General features: G+C 67.8%; 15 protein-coding genes and 1 pseudogene. 6 read left to right on the forward strand and 10 right to left on the reverse strand.

Annotated features, from left to right (window positions below; genetic code table 11):
* The 4 genes and pseudogenes from B3D50_RS07390 to B3D50_RS07405 form a co-directional block, all read left to right on the forward strand.
* Positions 1–204 (forward strand): annotated as a pseudogene (locus B3D50_RS07390) (hypothetical protein); the annotation flags it as partial.
* Positions 201–2195, forward strand: a complete 1995-nt coding sequence (mrdA, locus tag B3D50_RS07395; protein WP_269298225.1) for a penicillin-binding protein 2 — start codon at positions 201–203, stop codon at positions 2193–2195. The pseudogene B3D50_RS07390 and the gene mrdA, both read left to right, overlap by 4 nt.
* Entirely contained in the window at positions 2192–3349 is a 1158-nt protein-coding gene (gene rodA, locus B3D50_RS07400; protein WP_269298227.1) for a rod shape-determining protein RodA, read from the forward strand. The genes mrdA and rodA overlap by 4 nt, the downstream gene beginning before the upstream one ends.
* A 28-nt stretch (positions 3350–3377) precedes the next feature.
* A complete protein-coding gene (locus tag B3D50_RS07405; protein ID WP_269298229.1) occupies positions 3378–3854 on the forward strand; it encodes a DUF6173 family protein in 477 nt (158 codons plus the stop codon).
* Positions 3855–3878: 24 nt separating this feature from the next.
* Here B3D50_RS07405 and pip read toward each other — a convergent pair whose 3' ends face one another.
* A complete protein-coding gene (gene pip, locus B3D50_RS07410; protein WP_286950482.1) occupies positions 3879–4841 on the reverse strand; it encodes a prolyl aminopeptidase in 963 nt (320 codons plus the stop codon).
* A 44-nt stretch (positions 4842–4885) separates the two neighbouring features.
* Positions 4886–5254: a DUF423 domain-containing protein gene (locus B3D50_RS07415; RefSeq protein ID WP_286950483.1), complete on the reverse strand. Its 369-nt coding sequence runs from the start codon at positions 5252–5254 to the stop codon at positions 4886–4888.
* A 48-nt stretch (positions 5255–5302) separates the two neighbouring features.
* Here B3D50_RS07415 and B3D50_RS07420 point away from each other — a divergent pair, with 48 nt between their 5' ends.
* The gene (locus tag B3D50_RS07420; RefSeq protein ID WP_286950484.1) at positions 5303–6472 is read left to right on the forward strand and encodes an MFS transporter; all 1170 of its coding nucleotides are present in this window, start codon (positions 5303–5305) and stop codon (positions 6470–6472) included.
* Here the strand turns inward: B3D50_RS07420 and B3D50_RS07425 are convergent.
* The 3 genes from B3D50_RS07425 to B3D50_RS07435 all read right to left on the reverse strand — a co-directional run bounded on the left by B3D50_RS07425 (position 6458) and on the right by B3D50_RS07435 (position 10122).
* On the reverse strand, positions 6458–7057 hold the full coding sequence (locus tag B3D50_RS07425; RefSeq protein WP_286950486.1) for a hypothetical protein: 600 nt from the start codon (positions 7055–7057) through the stop codon (positions 6458–6460). The genes B3D50_RS07420 and B3D50_RS07425 overlap by 15 nt on opposite strands.
* Positions 7058–7178: 121 nt before the next feature.
* Positions 7179–9797: a tipN gene (locus B3D50_RS07430; RefSeq protein ID WP_286950488.1), complete on the reverse strand. Its 2619-nt coding sequence runs from the start codon at positions 9795–9797 to the stop codon at positions 7179–7181.
* 142 nt (positions 9798–9939) lie between these two features.
* Positions 9940–10122: a hypothetical protein gene (locus B3D50_RS07435; RefSeq protein ID WP_046653508.1), complete on the reverse strand. Its 183-nt coding sequence runs from the start codon at positions 10120–10122 to the stop codon at positions 9940–9942.
* 164 nt (positions 10123–10286) lie between these two features.
* Between B3D50_RS07435 and B3D50_RS07440 the strand changes: the two genes are divergently transcribed.
* Positions 10287–11765: a phospholipase D-like domain-containing protein gene (locus B3D50_RS07440; RefSeq protein WP_286950489.1), complete on the forward strand. Its 1479-nt coding sequence runs from the start codon at positions 10287–10289 to the stop codon at positions 11763–11765.
* Here B3D50_RS07440 and B3D50_RS07445 read toward each other — a convergent pair.
* The 5 genes from B3D50_RS07445 to folD form a co-directional block, all read right to left on the reverse strand.
* Positions 11750–12505 carry an endonuclease/exonuclease/phosphatase family protein gene (locus B3D50_RS07445; RefSeq protein ID WP_286950490.1) on the reverse strand — a complete coding sequence of 252 codons (756 nt, stop codon included), beginning with the start codon at positions 12503–12505 and terminating at the stop codon, positions 11750–11752. The two genes, B3D50_RS07440 and B3D50_RS07445, sit on opposite strands and share 16 nt — an antisense overlap.
* Positions 12506–12587: 82 nt before the next feature.
* Entirely contained in the window at positions 12588–13277 is a 690-nt protein-coding gene (locus B3D50_RS07450; RefSeq protein WP_286950491.1) for a TPM domain-containing protein, read from the reverse strand.
* Positions 13271–14122: a TPM domain-containing protein gene (locus B3D50_RS07455; protein WP_269298249.1), complete on the reverse strand. Its 852-nt coding sequence runs from the start codon at positions 14120–14122 to the stop codon at positions 13271–13273. Before B3D50_RS07455 ends, B3D50_RS07450 begins: the two co-directional genes overlap by 7 nt.
* A gap of 7 nt (positions 14123–14129) precedes the next feature.
* The gene (locus B3D50_RS07460) at positions 14130–14816 is read right to left on the reverse strand and encodes a LemA family protein (protein WP_286950494.1); all 687 of its coding nucleotides are present in this window, start codon (positions 14814–14816) and stop codon (positions 14130–14132) included.
* Positions 14817–14912: 96 nt separating this feature from the next.
* Complete coding sequence (gene folD, locus B3D50_RS07465; protein ID WP_269298253.1) at positions 14913–15836, reverse strand: bifunctional methylenetetrahydrofolate dehydrogenase/methenyltetrahydrofolate cyclohydrolase FolD; 924 nt, start codon at positions 15834–15836, stop codon at positions 14913–14915.
* Between the last annotated feature and the right edge of the window lie 66 nt (positions 15837–15902).

The raw sequence follows: 15902 nt of genomic DNA on the forward strand, positions 1-15902 counted from the left end.
CAGGCGACCATCGTCCTGTTCGCCCTCTATGTCGCCTCGACGGGCCTGGCCTTCGCGGTCGCCTATTTCGTGACGCGCGGCAGCCTTGGGAATGCTCCCAATCTGCTGGCTGTTATGGGGCAGATGATCCCGACGCTTCTGCTCTTCCCCCTGGCTGACTGGTTGATCGAGCGCTTCGACGACGCGGACGTGCGATTCCGATGAGCAGCGAACCGCATATCTTCTTTTCCGATGTGAACGAGCGGCAGGGCTCCTTCCTGCGGCGCACCATGCTGCTGGGCGGGGCGACGGTCGTAGGCGGGCTCGCCCTGGTCGGGCGCCTGGCGCATCTGCAGCTCTTCAAGTCGGAAGAGTTCGCCACCCTGGCGACGCGCAACCAGTTCAACTTTCGCCAGGTGCCGCCGCCGCGCGGCCTGATCAAGGACCGCAACGGCGTGGTCATCGCCGGGAACCGGCCCAGCTTCCGCGTCCTGGTCGTGCGCGACGAGACCAAGGATCTGGACCAGACGCTGGACCTACTGGGTCAACTGTTGCCGGACACCCTGGAGCGCCGCCGCACCATCATCCGCGAGGTCAACGCCGCGCCGCGTTTCTCGCCTGTTCCGGTCAAGAGCGACCTGACCTGGGAGGAGTTCTCCAAGGTCAATCTGCACGCAGCTGAACTGCCCGGCGTCATGGCCGACATGAACGAGGCCCGCTACTATCCGCACGGCGGCGCCTACGCCCATGTGGTCGGCTATGTGGCCAAGGTGTCGGATCGCGACGTGCAGGCGATCCGCGACAAGGGCGAACAGCCGCCGTCCATCCTGTTCAACCCAGGTTTCCGCATCGGCCGACAAGGCATTGAACAATCGCTGGATCAGGATTTGCGTGGCGTCGAGGGCGGCAAGCGGGTCGAGGTCAATGCGCGCGGCCGCGTCGTGGCCGAGGACATCGCCGGATCGCGTCCAGCGGTTCAGGGGGCCGAGGTGGTGCTTACGCTGGACAACGACGTCCAACAGCGCGCGCTGGAGGTGTTCGGCGAGGAGGCGGGCAGCATCGTCGTCATGGACGTCCGCAACGGCGATATCCTGGCCATGGTGTCGTCGCCTTCGTTCGATCCCAACCTGTTCGTGTCGGGTGTCCCGACCAAGATCTATCGCGCCCTGGCCGACTATGAGCGTCGACCGCTGACCGACAAGGCGTTGAGCGGCACCTTCGCGCCGGGGTCGACGTTCAAGCCGATCGTCGGGCTGGCGGCGATGAAGCGGGGGCTGGACCCCAGCCGCCGCATCTTCTGCAACGGCAGCTTCTATCTGGGGCGCCGGTTCGCCTGCCTGGGGCGGCATGGGGCGTTGGATCTGCGCGGGGCCATCAAGGCGTCCTGCAACGTCTACTTCATGACCCTGGCGACGGAGATGGGGCCGGACGCCATCGCCGAGACCGCGCGGGACATGGGCTTCGGCCAAACCTTCGATATCGGCATTCCCGGTCAGAAGGCGGGCCTGGTGCCGGACCGCGAATGGCGCCGCAAGAACCCGGTGCGCGGCGATGCGAAATGGTATCCGGGCGAGAATCCCAGCTATGGCATCGGTCAGGGCGCCCTGACGGTGAACGCCTTGCAACTGGCGGTCTATACGGCGCGTGTCGCCAACGGCCGCAAGGCGGTGTCGCCGCGCCTCATCAAGTCGATCGGCGGGGTGGAGCAGGGCGGCAGCGCCTTCGCCGACCTGCCCTATGACCCTCAGATGCTGCAGGTTCTGCGCGACGGGATGGAGGCGGTGACGGCCGCCGGGGGCACGGGCTTCCGCAACAGCCAGCTAGGTCTTGGCACGGTCAAGATGGCGGGCAAGACCGGCACGGCCCAGGCTCGCAACTACGGCTCCGGCTCACGCAAGGGCGCAGGGCGGCCCTGGAATCAGAAGGACCACAACCTGTTCGTGGCCTATGCGCCGACCGATAATCCGCGCTACGCGGTCTCGGTCATCGTTCAGCATGGCGGCCTGGGCGGCGGCACGGCCGGGGCGCCGCGCGCGCGCGAGGTGATGAAGGTCGCCTTGCTGAAGGATCCGGAAATCCGCGCCCGCATCGAATCGGCGGGCTTTGAGGCCCAGGAGGACGCCGGCGCGCGCGAGGCCGAGGCGCGAGGCGAGCCGATCGACGGCGCCGGCGTCGACGTCGTCGCGCCGCCGCCCCTGACGGAGCCCGGACAATGACCGCATCCGCCCTGACCCGTCCCGGCGAACGCGACCGCCTGTCCAGCAAGTTCGCTGAGCTGGATTGGCGCGTCATCGGCCTGTTGTGCATCCTGGCCGGGATCGGCACGGCCATGCTGTATTCCATCGCGGGCGGCCACTGGCAGCCCTGGGCGGCCAAGCATCTGATCCGTTTCGGGGTCTTGCTGGTCGCCATGATCGGCATGGCCATGATTCACCCCAAGTGGTGGTTCCATGCGGCCTATCCGCTGTACGGCGTGCTGCTGGTGCTGGTGCTGATGATCGAGTTCACGCCGCTGGGCTATACGGCGGGCGGGGCCAAGAACTGGCTGAACCTGGGCTTCACCCGCATCCAGCCGGCCGAGTTCGTCAAGATCGGCCTCGTGCTGGCTCTGGCGCGCTGGTATCATGGCCACTCGGCGCAAGAGGCGCGTTGGTCATGGAAGCTGCTTATCCCCGTGGGGATGATCGGCGTGCCCTTCCTGCTGGTCGCCAAGCAGCCGGACTTGGGCTCGGCCATGATTATCGGCCTGACCGGGGCCGCCGTCATGTTCATGGCGGGGTTGAGCTGGCGCGTCATCGCCGCCGCCGTGGCCGCCGCCGTGGCCGTGATCCCGCCCTTCGTCATGTTCGTGATGCACGATTATCAGCGCAACCGCGTGCTGACCTTCCTCAACCCGGAGGCTGACCCGTCGGGCACCGGCTACAACATCATCCAGTCCAAGATCGCCCTGGGTTCCGGCGGGCTGATGGGCAAGGGCTACGGCCTGGGCAGTCAGAGCCAGCTGGAGTTCCTGCCGGAACGCCATACGGACTTCATCTTCTCGACGGTTTCCGAAGAGTTCGGCTTCCTAGGCTCCTTCACTGTCCTGGCCTGCTATGTCGCGCTAATCCTGATCTCGCTGCGGATCGCGGCCCTGTCGCACAGCCATTTCGGCCGGATCAGCGCGGCGGGCATGACGGCCTTCCTGGCGCTGTTCGTGTTGATCAACGGGGCGATGGTGATGGGGCTGGCGCCGGTCGTAGGCGTGCCCATGCCGCTGCTGTCCTATGGCGGGTCGACCATGATGACGGTGATGATCGGCTTCGGCCTGATCCTGTCGATGCGGGTGCATCGCTATGTCGAACTGCCGAAGGGCCAGGGGCTGTTCTAATCGGCTGTACGGGCGTTAGGCTGTCGTCATGACTGTTCAGACGCCCGACACCGAAGCCGCCGACATCCCAAAGGCCGATCCGGCCATGTTCTCCGACTGCGGCGACACGCCTTGTCCGCAACCCGTTCTGGCTGATCCAAAGAATGAGGCGGCGGTCCAGGCCGAGGGGTTGCGGATGCGCGACAACCCGGCCGAGTGGGCCTTCGTTCGCCTGTCCAAGCTGATCGAGGAGTTCGAGGCCAACCTCGACAAGGACGAGGAGATCGGCGCGCGCGTGGTCGGCCTGCCGGGCGATGGGGCCATGCAGATCATGGACGTGGGCTTCTGGGGGCCGGACCTGATCATGTTCTTCGGCCGCAACGCCGACGGCAAGCCTGTGCGCCTGATCCAGCACTACAGCCAGATCAACGTAGTGCTCAGCGCCATGAAGAAGCCGGAGGAGCGCGAGGCGCGCCGCATCGGCTTCCAACTCAGCGAGATGGTCGAGAAGACCAATCCGAAATAGCCCCTGATCGAGGGTGCGCCGCCCTTAGAGCGTCGCCGCCCAGTCGGTGGCGCGGATCAGGCTGTCGATGATGCCGGGCTCGCTGGAGGCGTGGCCGGCGTCGCCGATGATATCCAGCTTGGCCTCAGGCCAGGCGCGATGCAGGGACCAAGCGCCCGAGATCGGCGTCACCACGTCGAAGCGCCCTTGCGCGATCCAGCAGGGGATGTGGCGGATGGTCTCGATGTTCTCGAGGATCCAGTGCTCGCTGTCGAAGAAGCCGCCATTGGTGAAGTACCAGTTCTCGATCCGGGCGAAGGCGACGGCGAACTCGGGGTCGGCGAACTTGTCCGGCTTGCCCGACGGGCCCTGGATGCTGACGGTCTCGCCTTCCCAGGTCGCCCAGGCCACGGCGCAGCGGTTGCGTTCCTCCACGTCGTCGCCGGTCAGGCGCTTGTAATAGGCGGCCATTAGGTCGCCGCGCTCGGCTTCGGGGATCGGAGCCAGGAAGCGTTCCCAGGCGTCGGGGAAGATCATCGAGGCGCCGTCCTGATAGAACCAGTGCAGCTCCTTCTTGGTCAACAGGAAGATGCCGCGCAGGACCAGGGCCAGACAGCGATCGGGGTGCTTGATGGCGTAGGTCATCGACAGGGTCGAACCCCAGGAACCGCCGAAGACCACCCATTTGTCGATGCCCAGCATCTCGCGCAGGCGCTCGATATCGGCGACCAGATCCCAGGTGGTGTTGTTCTCAAGCGAGGCGTTCGGCCGCGACAGACCGCAACCGCGCTGGTCGAACATGATGATGCGGTACTTGGCCGGATCGAAGTAGCGCCGCATCCCCGGATTGACCGCCCCGCCGGGGCCGCCGTGCAGGACGACGACCGGCACGCCGTGCGGGTTGCCGCTTTCCTCGTAATAGATCTCGTGGACGCTGTCGGTCGCCATCCAGCCCGAGGCGTAGGCTTCGATTTCCGGGTAGAGGTCGCGGCGCGCAGTGTTGGTCACGAGAGATGCCCTTCTGAGAAAAGGATCGGTCAGGTCTGAAGCGGTCAGGCCTTGGCGAGATTGGACTGGAAGGCGGCGAAGAGAATCAGAACCCAGCCTGCAATCATCAGCGCGCCGCCGACGGGCGCCACGGCGCCCATGACCGGAAGGCTCAACAGCCCGATCATGGACAGGGCCAGGCAGAAGATCAGTCCGCCCGTGCTGGCCAGCCATCCGGCCAGGCTCAACAAGCGGTTCGTACCGAACAACGCCAGGGCGGCGGCCAGAACGGCGTGCACTATCTGATAGTGACCGCCCGTGGTCAGCAGGGTTTTGACGGCGGGTGCGGCGCCATGAGCGGCGAAGGCGCCCAAAGCGACAGCCATGGCGCCGTTGAAACCGGCGAAAGCGAGCAGTTTGCGGTCAGGGCTCATGTCTAATGTCTAGACCACAAAAACCCCGAAGTCTGCTATCGCCCGCCGATGAAAGCCGCATCGCGCATGGCGCTGCAATATGTCCTGCTGTTCAGCGCCAGCGGCGTGACCCTGCCGTTCGCCGGCCTGTGGTTCCGCGATCAGGGGTTGAGCGGCGCCCAGATCGGCGCCCTGCTGGCCATCCCCATGCTGGCGCGGGCGGTGACAGGGCCGCTGCTGGCGGTCTGGGCCGACGGTTTCGTGCTCCGGCGAACGCCCATCGCCTTCCTGGGGCTGGTCATGGCGGTCGGCTACGGCGGGGCGGGGCTGGTCGAGGGCTTTGTCCTCTGGACGCTGTTCTGGCTGCTGGGCGCGACGGCGGCGGCCGCCCTCATTCCGCTCAGCGACGTGATGACCCTGCGTGTGGCCGGGCGCGAAGGGTTCGCCTTCTCGCTTCCGCGCGGGTGCGGCTCGGCGGCCTTCGTCGTCGCCAATCTGGCGATGGGGGCGCTGTTGACGCGCGTGTCCTCGGACGCCGTCATTTTCTGGGCGGTCGCCGCCTCCCTGCTGATCGCGGTCACGGCCTGGCGCGTCCTGCCTGCCGAGCCTGTGTCTGAAGACGGCCCCGTGTCAAAGCTGGAGAGATTTCAGGGGTTGGGGCGGCTGTTGCGTCGCCCGGTCTTCATGGCGGCGATCTTCTCGATCGGCGCGGTGCAGGCGACGCACGCCTTCTACTACGGCTTTTCGGCCATCAGCTGGCGGGCGCAGGGCCTGGCCGAGAGCGTGACGGGGATGCTGTGGGCCTTTTCCGTCGTGGTCGAGATCGGCTTCATGTGGTGGATCGAGCCGTGGCGTCGCCGCATCGGCATCGGCCCGTGGACCATGCTGTTCATCGGCGCAGGGGCGGCGGTCTTGCGCTGGAGCCTGATGGCCTTCGCCCCGCCGCTGTGGATGCTGATCCCGTTGCAGATGCTGCACGCCCTGACCTTCGCCGCCACCTATCTGGCGGGGGTGCAGATCGTCGAACGCCTGTGTCCGCCGGACAGCCACACCGCCGCCCAGACCTTGAGCTCGGCTCTGTCGGCCGGGGTGTTGATCGGTCTGGCGACCCTGGCCAGCGGGCCGCTGTACGACGCAGTCGATCTGCAGGCCTATCTGGCCATGGCGGCGCTGGCGTTGACCGGCGGGCTGGTCGGCGTGTGGGTGCGGTCGAAGGAAGCGGCGTCAGGCCACGTTTGAACGGGGCAGGGGCGCCAGTCGACGCGCCATCGCCGACGCGGCCGTCTTGACCGCCGTCCGGACCGTGTTTTCGCTCTCGCCGTCAGGAATGCGCAGCAGGCCGATGGACGGAGACTCCAGGCTGTCGGGCAGGTCCGCCAGAATGCGATACAGAATATAGCTTCCCGCATCCTCTTCGGCGTCAGAGTCGGCGATGGCCGAGATCCCGGCCTCCGTTAGCTCACGCAAGATGTCGGCGACCGGCGCTGTCACGCGCGCGATGCTGGGGGCGGTGCTGTCCAGCCGTCCCGGCTCGCCCAGACGGCGGTTTTCGGCGCGCATCTGAACCCGGACGGGTCCGGAGTGAATCGTGCGACCGACCAGCAGCAAGGCCGAGCACTCGCCGCGTGACAGCAAGCCCGTCAGGGTTTCAGCCAGGGCTTCGGCCGAGGCGTCGCCGGGCGTCGCCAGGGTGCGCGCGCCGGGCGGGTTCCAGGGCTCGCCGGACAGATCCTCGACGGGATCCCAGGCCCTATAGGACGGCGACCAGGCGCAGATGGAGATGACAGGGCGTCGATCAGGACGGCCGTTGGAATCCAGACCCATCAAAGGAAAGAGACCCCCTCTAGCGCCGTCGTGGCGCGCCGCAGCGTGAACGGTGCTTTGAAATGCGGCGTCAGGTCAAGCCTGACCGGCGCCGCGATGGCGTGATGAAAGGGCGAGGCGGTCAGCTCAGGTCGCCTACGGCTGCGTCCAGCAACATGAAGGCGCGGCCTTCGTCGGTCGCCAGCCGCATCTGCACGTCCTCGGCGTCGCCGCGTTCCGCCTGGAGTTTCAGCCCATGGGCGAAGGCGCGAACATAGGCCTCGGCGTCGGCGCGTAGGGCGTCGTCGCTCAGCACCCGGCGAGAGACGCTGCGGACGGCGGCCGGCGCCACGCGGCGGACGATCTGACGCGCCCGCGCCGGGTCGTGACCGGCGAAGGCCTGCGCGGCCTCCTCTACGCGGGGACGGGGCAGCAGGGCGTTGGGGTCGACGCCCATACGCCGGATGGCTGAGGTGACGCGTCCAGCCAGGGCGTCGATCTCTTCAGGCGTGCCGATGGCGGCGTTCAGCTCCAATGGAGCGGCCGGCGCGGCGGGCGCCGGTTCCGGTTGAACCAGATCGCGCCAGCTGAGCGCGTCTCCGATGCGGGTCGGCTCGGCGTGGGGCGTCTCAGGCGTGTGCGGCGGCGTCGGGGCTGTGGGGATCGGCTCGATCTCGGATTCGACCGGGTGTTCCGGGCGCATGCGGCCCCGCAGGCCAAGACCTGAAGCCAGGCCGGACGCGAGACCCGGCGACGTTGTCGGCCGGGGCTCAGGCGCGGGCACGACCTCGCGCGGGGCGGGGACGGTCGTCGGGCGGCGGCGCGGCTGGCCGCCCTCGGCGGAGACGGCGCCCATCAGGCGCACAGCCTCGGTCAACATTTCATAGTTGCGACGCACGCGATCCTGGAACCCGGCGTCCAGGGCCTCGGTGTCCTGGGCCGCCTTGCGTGAGGCGGCGGTCAGGGCGCTCAGACCCTCTTCGACGCTGAGGCGCACGGATTCGACGCGGGCGCGGGCCTCGTCGGGCAGGCGGGCGGTGCGCTGGTCCATTTCGGCGACGGCCTGTTCGACCGAAGCCAGGGCGTCCGTGACCTGGGCCAGGGTCGCCTGAAGGCTGTCGACCAGCTTCTGCCCGGTCAGATCGACCATGTCGGCGGTCTGGGCGACGATGCGGCGGGCGCCGTCGATCCGCGCCTCGGCCGCCTCATCGGCCTTCTGGGCGGCGTCGAACAGGGATTCGCCCAGGCGATCGGCGCGGATCTGGGCCTGTTCGATCGCGGCCTGAGCGGCGGCGCGTTGTTCGTCGGCCGTGGCCTGAAGCGCCTCCAGCGAACGGCGGGTCTCCTCGACCAGCAGGTCGCGGGACTCAGCGGCCAGGCTTTCAAAGCGATCCAGCGACAGCTTGGTGGCGTGGTCGAAGCCGTCGGCCTCGCGCTGGGACATCTCCACCAGAGCCTTGAACTGGTCGACCACGGCCTCGACCTGGGCCTTGATGGCGGCGGCGGCCTCATCGCCGCGCTGGTTCAGGTCGTCGGCGGCGGCGCGGGTCTGGGACAGGTGGTCAAGAAGCTGGGCGCGCTGGCTCTCGATCTGGGCCGAGAAGTCTTCCTGATCGGTGCGCAGGGCGTAGGCGGCCGTGACCAGGGCTGCGCGTTGCTGGCCCAGGCCTTCCTCGACGGATTGAATCTGTTCGGCGACGCCTGAGCCGGCCGTCTCCAGCCGCAGGGTCTGGCGGGCCAGATCGTCAGAGGCGGCGCGAGCGGCTTCCTGGGCTTCGTTGGCGGCGGCGGCCAGGTCGGCGGCGCGGGCGGCCAGGGCGGCCTCGGCCTCACGCAGCTGGGTCTGGGCCAGGTCGGAGGCGTCGGCCACCATGCGCGACTGACGCTCGACCGTTTCGACAACCGCTGAAGCCTGGCCTTCCAGCTTGCCGCCCAGAACGCCCATCTGCTCGCGTTCGTGCGACAATTGTTCGGCAAGGCGCCGCGCCGTGCCCCCGGCCAGTTCGGCGGCCTCGTTCAGCAGGTTGGATTCCTTGACCAAGGCCTCGCGCAGGGACGCCAAGTCGTCGCGAGCGCGCTCGGCCGATTGCGCGGCGCGGTCGATGTCTTCGCGCAGGGTGTTCAGCACATGCCCGGCCTGATTGGCGGCCAGGGCGGTCGGTCCCACCAGGGCGTCAGCCATTTCCCGCGCGCGCTTCGTCTCCTGGGCGAGACCCGCGCCCTGACGCACGGCATGGGCCAGAAGGACGGACAGACCCACCGGCGCCAGCAGGATCAGGGCGTAGACCGCCAGGCGCAGCGGATCGATCTCCATCATCCCCGAGCCCAGTTCATAGGCGAACCAGGAGGCCAAGCCGCCGACCCATAGGGCGGAGGCCAAGCCCGCGATCAGATAGGCGTTGGCGGCGTCGTTTGAACCCGCGCTCTTGCCCTTGCGCTTGGCCGAGGTCTTGGCCGGCGGGGAGATGGGCGCGACCGTAGCGGGCGGGGCGTCGGCGGATTCAGCGAACGGCGACAGGGCGCGCGCGGCCTTTTCGGCTTCGGCGGCGCGTTCTTCGGCCAACGCCTGCTGTTCAGCCAGGCGTCGACGCTGGCGTTCGGACATGGGGCGCTGGGGTGCGTCAGGCAGCGGCTCCAAGCCAGCCTCTGGCGTGGCTTCGTCGGGGGACTCGGCCGCTTCGGGCGTGAGCGAGGCCTCCGTCTCAGTGGAGACGGGCTCGGGGTCGGTCAGATTGAGCGGCGGCCGATGGCGGGATTTCATGGGCGTCGGTCTCGATCACTGATCGCCAGGATAGGCGGCGAAGGGCGCAAGGCATGGACCCTAACGGCTGGATCGTAAGGCGAAAAGGCTCGAGCGCGGATTAGATCGCCGTTTGCCGACGCGGATCAAGGTGATCTGTGGATCAGCAGGACGAGGGAGCGGTCAGGTGGACGGTGGTTGCGGGCTTTGTATCGCCGCAATCCTGCACCCGTTGAATCTCGCGGTCCGACTTTTGCGGCGCTTTCATATCGACGCCGAATTGCGACAACGCCGCTGCGGCGAGCAGGGCGATCAAACCAGCCAGCATCTCGATCAAAGCTTGCATATTCACAGTATGCCAGAAACATCTTCGGGCGACAATGCGGCGAACAGATGAAGCGGCGCCATTGACCCGATTGATGCGAAAATGGAACGATCCGACCTCATCGGCGTCTGAGTGAGATCAGGAGGCCCGTCCGGCCGTCACGCGAATCAGCCATTGCGGGGGGTATGCGAGCAGACCAGTTCTATGAGGGCAGCCTGCTGGAGACGGCCACCGCAGTGTGGCGGTCCGCAAAGGCGCATCGGTTCGCCCCCTTGATGGAAAACAAGGCCTATTTCGACGCCCTGGCGTCGGCGCTGCACAAGGCCGAACGCTCCATCCTGATTCTCGGCTGGCAGTTCGATCCGCGCACGCGCCTGGACCCCGAGGGGCCATTGACCGATCGGCGCGCCGAGATCGGCCATCAGTTGAAGGCTCTGGTGCGCCAGAAGCCCGATTTGGACGTGCGCCTGCTGATCTGGCGTTCGCCGTTGCTGATCGCCGCATCGCAGGGCTTCTATCCGCACAAGGCCCAGAGGTGGTTTCGGCGCCGGATCGTGGAGTTTCGACTGGACGGGCCGGGCATACTGGGCGCCTGTCACCATCAGAAGGTGGTGGTGATCGACAACCAGATCGCCTTCTGCGGCGGCGGCGACATCTCGACCGACCGCTGGGACACCGAAGAGCATTTCTCGGGCGACCCGCGCCGGTGCGAGCCGACGGGCGTCATCCCTGCGCCGAGGCACGAAGTCATGTGCGTGATGGACGGCCCGGCGGCGCAGGCTCTGGGCGAACTGGCGCGCGAGCGATGGAGGCGGGCCACCGGCGAGGTGATCGCGCCGATCACGGCTGAATGCGCGGATTCATGGCCGGAGCGCGTGGCGCCCGTGCTGACGCAGGTGTCGGTCGGGATCTCCCGCACAGAGCCTCAGGTGCGCGGCCGGCCCGAGGTGCGTGAGAACGAGGCTCTGCATCTGGAGGCCATCCGGCGGGCGCGTTCGCTGATCTATATGGAGAACCAGTACTTCACCTCGCCCCTGCTGGCGGCGGCTCTGGCCGAGCGTCTGGCCGAGCCGGACGGGCCGGAGGTGGTGTTGGTCTCGACCGGGCGCAGCCCCAGTTGGTTCGACGGCATGACCATGGATACGGCGCGGGCCGAGGTTCTGTATCGGCTGGAGCAGGCGGACCGGCACGATCGCTTCACCGCCTTCTATCCAGTGACGGACGAGGGCGAACGGATCATCGTCCACGCCAAGATGACTATCATCGACGACAAGCTGTTGCGGATCGGGTCCAGCAATCTGAACAACCGCTCGATGGGGCTGGATACGGAGTGCGACGTTTCGGTCGAGGCTGAGACGGAAGAGCAGAGCGAGGTGATCCAGCGTTTTCGCCGTCACTCTCTCGGCCATTTCATCGGCGTGTCCGGCGACGCCTTTGCTGAGGCTGAGACGCTGCTGGGTTCAGTCGGTCAGGCGATTCAGACCTTCGGCCATGAGCGCATGAAGCCGCTGGGCGCGACCGAGCCGACGCGGGTGGAGCGGATGTTCGCCGAGTGGCAGTTCGGCGATCCGATGTCTTCCACCGACGCCTGGCGGCCGTGGAAACGGCTGAACCGCTCGCACCGCACTCGGCCCAGGTCAGAGGGCGGTCAGGCGCCGGGTTGACCCTTGGACTGATCGATCTCGAAGTCGATGATTAGCGGCAGGTGGTCCGAAGCGGCTCGCGCCAGAGGCGATGACGGCGTGCGGGCGCCGGTCACCCGGATTTCGCGGCTGACGAAGCAGTGGTCGATGCGAATGGCCGGGAAGCTGGACGGGAAGGTCTTGATCGAGGGCTTCAGCCCCAGCCGCCGCTGGGCGTCGTCCAGCCGCCGGGTCAGGGCCTGGTAGGGGCGGGTGATGGAGGTGGCGTTGAAGTCGCCGGTCAGGATGGTCGGTCCGTCGCACATCGGATCACCCAGCCAGTCTCGGCCGACCAGAGCCGCGACCTGAAGCCGCTGCTCACGCGGGACCAGACCCAGGTGGGTGTTCAGGATATTGACCACCACGCCGTCGAAATCGACCGCCGACCACAGGGCGCCGCGCGGCTCCAGCCCCTTGAGGCCGGGCAGGGTGGGCAGGGCGGCGGCGCGCACCAGGCGCTCGGGCCGGTGGGTCAGGATGGCGTCGCCGTAAAGCTCGGCCTCGACCTTCATGGCGGGATGGAACTGCACGCTCATGGCCAGGCGCTGGGCGATAGAGTCAGCCTGGTCGACCCAGCCGGTGCGGGCGCGGCCCACGTCCAGCTCCTGCAGGCACACGACGTCGGGCTCGTATTCGGCGATGACATCGGCGATACGGTGCACGTCCAGCTTGCGGTCGACGCCGACACAGCGATGGACGTTGTAGGTCAGAAGTCTCGGCATGAATTCCTTGCCTGCGATCGCAGCGACTGTCGCGCCTCAATGCGGCGGTCGCGAGGCCCCGATAGCGATCCTGATAACCGGGCTAGATTACAACCAGCTTGTCGGGGATCTCGTTTTCATCAGCGGGCTTGGGCGGAAAGCGTTCCGCCAGAACCTGACCGCACAGGGTGATGGCTTGCTCAAAGCCCTCGACCGGCCGGTCACGCCGCAGGGCGCCGGTCAGGGCGGCCACAGCGTCGGCCCAGACTTCAGGACTGACGCAGGAGTGGATGCCCTCGTCGGCCACCACCTCGACCTGATGATCGGCCAGGGCGGCGAAGATGAGGACGCCGGTGCGCGCCTCGGTGACGTGCAGGCCGTGGGCCAGGAACTGCTGCATCGCGGCGCGGCGAACGCGCGTGCGACGCAGGGCGGCGGGCGTCAGCCGTCTGCGCACGACCGGGATCAGAGACAGCAGAAAGACGGCTACGAAGACGCCGGCCTGCACCAGGCCATAGGCCGTCAGGGCGCGCCCGATCTCGGCTGAGGCGGCGGGGGCGTGGGCGACTTCCCAGCCGCTGCCGAAGGTCAGCCAGTCGCCGTTGAAGCCGAGCGGGATCAGGCCCAGCGGCAGCAGCAAGGCCGCCGCCGCCGCCCAACCCAGGCTGACGTCGCGATAGGACGACACCTGCCGCGCCACGACGCAGAAAATCTCGCCGGAGGTGTCCGCCTCGGCCTGGGCTATGGCTTGGGCCACCCGTGCGTGGTCGTCGTTCGTGAACTGCATCACCATCCCCCCGAGGCGCCGCCGCCGCCGAAGCCGCCGCCGCCTCCGCCGAAACCACCGCCGCCGAAGCCGCCTCCACCGCCGCCCCAGCCGCCACCGCCGCGATCACGGTCTTTCAGAGCCTCGCTGGCGGCCCAGATGAGAATGGGCGACAGGCCATCGCCGCGCCCGCGCCGCTTGCGGCCGCCCGCCGCCGCGCCGATCATGCTGAAGAAGATGAAGGCGAACACCAACAGGATGACGATGGCGGGCAGGACCGGCTTGGTCGTCGCGGTCGCTGCGCTCTTGGCCTCTTCGGCGCGCGCCTGGGCTTCGGCCGGATCGGCGGTCAGCTGGGCGATGATGGCGTCAGTCCCGGCGATGATGCCGGCGGCGTAGTCGCCCTGACGGAAGGCCGGCAGGATGTCGTTGCGGATGATGAGCGAGGAATAGGCGTCGGTCAGCACGCCCTCCAGCCCATAGCCGACCTCGATCCGCACCTTGCGCTCGTTCGGCGCGACGATCAGCAGGGCGCCGCCGTCGTTTTCCTTCTGCCCGATGCCCCAGTGACGACCCAGCTGATAGCCGAAGTCCTCGATCTCCTGATCCTGAAGCGAGGGCAGGGTGACGACGACCAGCTGGTCGCCGGTCTGCTGCTCTAGCGTCGCCAACTTGCCGGTCAGGGCCTGTTCCTGTTCGGGCGTCAACAGTTGTGCGTCGTCGACCACGCGGCCGGTGAGCGTCGGAAACGTGATTTCGGCGGCCAGGCCGGCGCCGGGCAGGGCGGCCAGCCATAGGACGAGGCCCAGCAACAGCGCGGGGAGCAGGCCCCGCGCCGCGCCTTCCCTCGGGGAGAGGGCGGAAGGGTTCATTTCAGGCTTACTGCGCCGCCGGGGCCGGCGCAGCCGCAGGCGGCGTCGATCCGGGCGCGGTCGCCGGCGCGCCGCCGCCGGGCTGTGCTCCCAGGTTGAAGTTCACGCTGGGCGCGGACTGAGCCTCGGCCGTGGCGGTGAACAACTGCATGGGTTTGGAGCCGCCGTGCAGGGTCTTGGCCCAGATCACGTTCGGGAAGGTGCGCAGGGTGGTGTTGTAGTCGCGCACGGCCTCATTGTAGTCGCGGCGCGCCACGGCGATGCGGTTTTCCGTGCCTTCCAACTGTGATTGCAGGGTCAGGAAGTTCTGGTTGGCCTGAAGTTGAGGATAGGCCTCGACCGTCACCAGCAGCCGCGACAGGGCGCTGGAAAGCTCGCCCTGCGCCTGCTGATACTGCTGGAAGGCGGCGGCGTCATCGAGGTTGGAGGCGTCGATATTGACGCTGGTGGCCTTGGCGCGGGCTTCGATCACCTGGGTCAGGGTGGTGCGTTCCTGAATGGCCGCGCCCTGGACGGTGGCTACCAGGTTCGGCACCAGGTCGGCGCGGCGCTGATATTGGCTCTGAACGTCGGCCCAGGCGGCCTCGGCGCGCTCCTGTTTGGTCGGAATGGTGTTGTAGCCGCAGGCGCCCACGGCGGGGGCTAGGACGACGACAGCGGCGGCGGCCGCGATGCGAGGCGAAAATCCAGCCATGAAGAAGCTCCTGCGGGCGGTCCTCATGACCGCTGATCGCTAAAGACTATCGGGCCCGAAAGGCTCCGCTTCAAGGCTGGATTTTTGACGCAGATCTCAGCCGTTCAGGTCTTCCGGCTCGACGCCCGCCGCGCGGCAGGCGGCGGTGTAGGTGTTGGCCAGCAGACAGGCGATGGTCATGGGGCCGACGCCGCCGGGAACGGGGGTGATGCGGCCGGCGACCTCGACCGCCTCGTTGAAGTCCACGTCGCCGACCACGCGGGTCTTGCCCTCGGCGGCCTTGACCGGATCTCGCGAGGGGACGCGGTTGATGCCGACGTCGATGACGGTCGCGCCCGGCTTGATCCAGTCGCCCTTGATCATCTCCGGGCGGCCGACGGCGGCCACCAGAATGTCGGCGGTGCGGCACAGGGCGGGCAGGTCGCGCGTGCGCGAGTGGGCGATGGTGACGGTGCAGCTTTCGCCCAGCAGCAGCTGCGCCATCGGTTTGCCGACGATGTTGGAGCGGCCGACGATCACGGCGTTCAGGCCCGACAGGTCGCCCAACTGATCCTTCAACAGCATCAGGCTGCCCAGCGGGGTGCAGGGGATCATGCCCGGCAGGCCGACCGCCAGACGTCCGGCGTTGACGACGTGGAAGCCGTCAACGTCCTTGTCCGGCGAGATGGCGTCCAGCACGGCGGCCGAATCGATGTGCTTGGGCAGGGGCAGCTGCACCAGAATGCCGTGGATGCCCGCATCGGCGTTCAGCGACGCGATCAAGGCCAACAGTTCATCTTGAGTCGTCTCGGCCGGCAGGCGGTGTGTGTCCGACCGCATTCCGGCCTTCAGCGTCGTCTCGCCCTTGTTGCGGACATAGAGCTGGCTGGCGGGGTCTTCGCCGACGATGACGACGGCCAGGCCCGGCTTGACGCCGTGGGCGGATTCCAGCCGTGCGGCGGCCGCTGCGACGCGCTCCACCAGGGTCTGCGAGAAGGCCTTGCCGTCGATCAGCGAGGCGCGGGCGGGTTCGACAGCCATAATTGGCTCCATCTGCCGGGAACTGGAAAGCGTTGCCGCGATTTACAGGCGCTGCGGTTCGGCGTC

The sequence above is a fragment of the Brevundimonas sp. UBA7507 genome, assembly GCF_002478355.1.
In the GTDB taxonomy this organism is placed as follows: Bacteria; Pseudomonadota; Alphaproteobacteria; order Caulobacterales; family Caulobacteraceae; genus Brevundimonas; species Brevundimonas diminuta_D.

Bases quoted from the DNA above. Each gene is read 5' to 3' on its own strand.
- mrdA (WP_269298225.1), top strand. From the start codon at position 201: ATGAGCAGCGAACCGCATATCTTCTTTTCCGATGTGAACGAGCGGCAG.
- folD (WP_269298253.1), bottom strand. From the start codon at position 15,836: ATGGCTGTCGAACCCGCCCGCGCCTCGCTGATCGACGGCAAGGCCTTC.
- B3D50_RS07460 (WP_286950494.1), bottom strand. From the start codon at position 14,816: ATGGCTGGATTTTCGCCTCGCATCGCGGCCGCCGCCGCTGTCGTCGTC.
- B3D50_RS07450 (WP_286950491.1), bottom strand. From the start codon at position 13,277: ATGGTGATGCAGTTCACGAACGACGACCACGCACGGGTGGCCCAAGCC.
- B3D50_RS07440 (WP_286950489.1), top strand. From the start codon at position 10,287: ATGCGAGCAGACCAGTTCTATGAGGGCAGCCTGCTGGAGACGGCCACC.
- B3D50_RS07430 (WP_286950488.1), bottom strand. From the start codon at position 9,797: ATGAAATCCCGCCATCGGCCGCCGCTCAATCTGACCGACCCCGAGCCC.
- B3D50_RS07445 (WP_286950490.1), bottom strand. From the start codon at position 12,505: ATGCCGAGACTTCTGACCTACAACGTCCATCGCTGTGTCGGCGTCGAC.
- B3D50_RS07425 (WP_286950486.1), bottom strand. From the start codon at position 7,057: ATGGGTCTGGATTCCAACGGCCGTCCTGATCGACGCCCTGTCATCTCC.
- rodA (WP_269298227.1), top strand. From the start codon at position 2,192: ATGACCGCATCCGCCCTGACCCGTCCCGGCGAACGCGACCGCCTGTCC.
- B3D50_RS07435 (WP_046653508.1), bottom strand. From the start codon at position 10,122: ATGCAAGCTTTGATCGAGATGCTGGCTGGTTTGATCGCCCTGCTCGCC.
- B3D50_RS07415 (WP_286950483.1), bottom strand. From the start codon at position 5,254: ATGAGCCCTGACCGCAAACTGCTCGCTTTCGCCGGTTTCAACGGCGCC.
- B3D50_RS07420 (WP_286950484.1), top strand. From the start codon at position 5,303: ATGAAAGCCGCATCGCGCATGGCGCTGCAATATGTCCTGCTGTTCAGC.
- B3D50_RS07455 (WP_269298249.1), bottom strand. From the start codon at position 14,122: ATGAACCCTTCCGCCCTCTCCCCGAGGGAAGGCGCGGCGCGGGGCCTG.
- B3D50_RS07405 (WP_269298229.1), top strand. From the start codon at position 3,378: ATGACTGTTCAGACGCCCGACACCGAAGCCGCCGACATCCCAAAGGCC.